Source organism: Coleofasciculus sp. LEGE 07092 (assembly GCF_015207375.1).
In the GTDB taxonomy this organism is placed as follows: Bacteria; Cyanobacteriota; Cyanobacteriia; order Cyanobacteriales; family Coleofasciculaceae; genus LEGE-07092.
The window spans coordinates 1-3,097 of sequence record NZ_JADEWY010000251.1 but is presented as its reverse complement, the minus strand read 5'-3'; the positions used below and the strand labels follow the sequence as shown (position 1 = coordinate 3,097).

Annotated in this window: 3 protein-coding genes; 2 read left to right on the top strand and 1 reads right to left on the bottom strand. The window is 49.0% G+C overall.

Annotation, left to right across the window (positions count from 1 at the left end):
• The coding region (locus tag IQ257_RS29205) for a GH116 family glycosyl hydrolase (protein ID WP_193933483.1) at nt 1–2,145 on the top strand (2,145 nt) is incomplete at its 5' end.
• 153 nt (nt 2,146–2,298) lie between these two features.
• Here IQ257_RS29205 and IQ257_RS29200 read toward each other — a convergent pair.
• On the bottom strand, nt 2,299–2,673 hold the full coding sequence (locus tag IQ257_RS29200) for a c-type cytochrome (protein ID WP_193882498.1): 375 nt from the start codon (nt 2,671–2,673) through the stop codon (nt 2,299–2,301).
• A gap of 295 nt (nt 2,674–2,968) precedes the next feature.
• Here IQ257_RS29200 and petG point away from each other — a divergent pair, with 295 nt between their 5' ends.
• Nucleotides 2,969–3,088, top strand: a complete 120-nt coding sequence (petG, locus tag IQ257_RS29195) for a cytochrome b6-f complex subunit V (protein WP_193882492.1) — start codon at nt 2,969–2,971, stop codon at nt 3,086–3,088.
• Nucleotides 3,089–3,097 lie beyond the last annotated feature (9 nt).

Here is a 3,097-nt window from a genome sequence, read left to right as displayed (position 1 = left end):
GAGCAGGGGAGCAGGGGAGCAGAGGAAAATTCAAACTCTAAAATTCCTAATACTGGAACTTACCATGCACTTTATCCCCGGAGCTGGTTTGTCTACGAGAATGTCTTCCAAACTCAATTAACGTGCGAACAGTTTTCCCCCATCTGGGCGGGGTGTTACCAAGAAAGTAGTTACCCTGTGGCTATCTTTGAGTGGACTGCTCACAATCCCACGGATACGCCGATTACTCTCAGTATTATGCTCACCTGGCAAAATATGGTGGGTTGGTTTACCAATGCTATTCAAGATCCCAAGGTGCAGGTGCGGGATGATGGCAGTCCAGTTTACGAGTACCAACCTCGCTGGGGAAATAGTACGGGGAATTACAACCAGTGGATTGTTGATAATTTCCGCGTCGGCTGTCTTTTAGATCGGGTGAGGATTGGGGATGACATCCAAGAAGGAGAGGGGCAGCTCTGCTTCGCTACGGTTACTAATCCCAGTATGGAGGTATTCTACCACTGTCGCTGGAATCCCTGTGGGGATGGGTCTGAGGTCTGGGATACGTTTGCTACTGACGGTAGCTTGGTAGATTGTCAAGATGAGACGCCAGCCGAACCGGGAGAACAAATTGCCGGTGCGATCGCTATTCGCTTTACTATTCGTCCCGGCAGAACCCGCAAAATCCCCTTTATCTTAGCGTGGGATTTCCCGATCACCGAGTTTGCCTCTGGTGTTAACTATTACCGCCGCTATACCGATTTCTTTGGTCGCACGGGTAATCATGCTTGGTCAGTTATCCGCACTGCCCTCAAGCATAGCGAACTGTGGCAAGAACAAATTGCATCTTGGCAGGAACCTATCTTAAAACGCGAAGATTTGCCCAATTGGTTCAAAATGGCGCTGTTTAATGAACTGTACCTGCTCTCCGGCGGCGGTACAATCTGGAGTGCTGCCGATGAACGCGACCCCATCGGTCAGTTCGGTGTCTTAGAATCGATGGATTACCGATGGTACGAAAGCTTAGATGTGCGGTTATACGGCTCCTTCCCTCTGGCAAGGCTTTGGCCGCGATTGGATAAGGGGATACTAGAAGCCTTTGCCCGCGCCATCCCCACCAATGACGAGACGCCCCGAATTATCGGATACAACCAAGGGAGTGCTATCCGCAAAGCCGCCGACGCCACGCCCCACGACTTGGGTGCTGCCAATGAACATCCTTGGGAGAAAACTAACTATACGAGCTACCAAGATTGTAATCAGTGGAAAGATTTATCCTGCGATTTTGTTTTACAGGTCTATCGAGATTTCGTGCTAACGGGGTCTAAGGATATTGAATTTTTATGGGAATGCTGGTCAGCCATTGTCAAAACCCTAGCGTATCTCAAAACCTTTGACAAAGACGGAGATGGGATTCCTGAAAATTCTGGCGCACCCGATCAAACCTTTGATGATTGGCAGCTTAAGGGGATTAGTGCCTACTGCGGTGGGTTGTGGTTGGCAGCCTTAGAAGCAGCAATTGCGATCGCGGAAATTCTCCTCAACCATTATCCTCCCACATCGGAACTAGTAGAAGCACCAGAACCTGAGTCCATCGAGGACACTCTCAACCAATATCGTCAGTGGTTAGAGCAAGCTAAACCGATTTATCAAGAAAAACTCTGGAATGGTCAATATTATCGCTTAGATAGCGAAAGTGGTTCGGATGTCGTCATGGCAGACCAGTTATGCGGTCAATTCTACGCTCAGTTACTGGGATTGCCGGATATCGTCCCCCTAGAATGTACTAAATCTACCCTCAGAACTGTTTACAACGCCTGCTTTCTGAAATTTCACGATGCTCAACTAGGAGCCGCCAATGGAGTCAAACCGGATGGTACACCAGAAAAACCCGATGCTACCCATCCCCTCGAAGTCTGGACGGGTATTAACTTTGGGCTAGCGGCGTTCCTTATTCAGCTTGGTATGAAAGACGAAGCCCTGCGAATGGTAGAAGCCGTCGTGCAGCAAGTCTATCAGAACGGACTGCAATTTAGAACGCCGGAAGCCATCACTGCGGTTGGTACATTTCGCGCCAGTCATTACCTGCGGGCAATGGGAATTTGGGCAGTTTATCTTGTTTTAGATCCCACCTTTAATTGTCGCACGATGGATTGTAGGGAGTAGGGAAGATGGGGGAGAAAAATTACTTCCTCTGCTCCTCTGCTCCCGTTCGGCTGACGCTCACGGCGAAGCCCTGCACCTCCGCTCCTCCGCTCCTCTGCTCCTCCGCTCCTCTGCTCCTCTGCTCCCCTGCTCCTCTGCTCCAGAGCGGCATAACTACAGTTCCTCTAAATAGCTCAAAAGGTCTGCCATTTCCTGGGGACTGGGTTGGAATTTCGGCATGGGCGGTGTTTGACCGCTAATGACTTGGTGGATCACTCCGACTTCAGATTTTCGCTTCGAGATATGCTGCAAACTCGGTCCAACACGACCGTCTCCTTGGCTGCCATGACAACCTGCACAGTTAATCTGAAAAATAGCCTGACCTCGTAATGCCTCGCCTTTGAGCGACAAGACATCCTGTATATAGGGGTCTGAGACTTGAAACGTGTAGACACCTAAGATGCCTGCACCGATTGCCAGCACTAGCGCCATGAGCACTAAGGCAATCCGCTGAACTAGAACTCCAGATTGAGCAAGCTGCTTCTCCAAACGATCTCCTGCCAAGGTGAGGATTTATGAACTGTTTTTAAGAGATGTCAAACCGAAACACACGTTTTAGTAACCCTAGCGGGTATTTAGTGTAACAGTTGGTCGAAAAGTATGTCGATTAATAAACATAGCTTAAAATTTATAGACTAAGGAAGCAAGTTGAAACTAGAGATTTGGGTGAGGCTCAAAGAACGCAAGGCTGATTAAGTCCTGTGCTTGGTCTATCTAGCTGTTTCGTCATCACTGCTAGTAGGATGAGAAACAGGTAAAAAAACTTAGTCTTAGGAGAATTACCGTGGTTGAACCGCTACTTTCAGGAATCGTCTTGGGTTTGATTCCCGTTACACTAGCTGGGCTGTTTGTCGCTGCCTATCTGCAGTACAAGCGGGGCGATCAACTGGGACTCAATAAGTAGGAAGGGAGC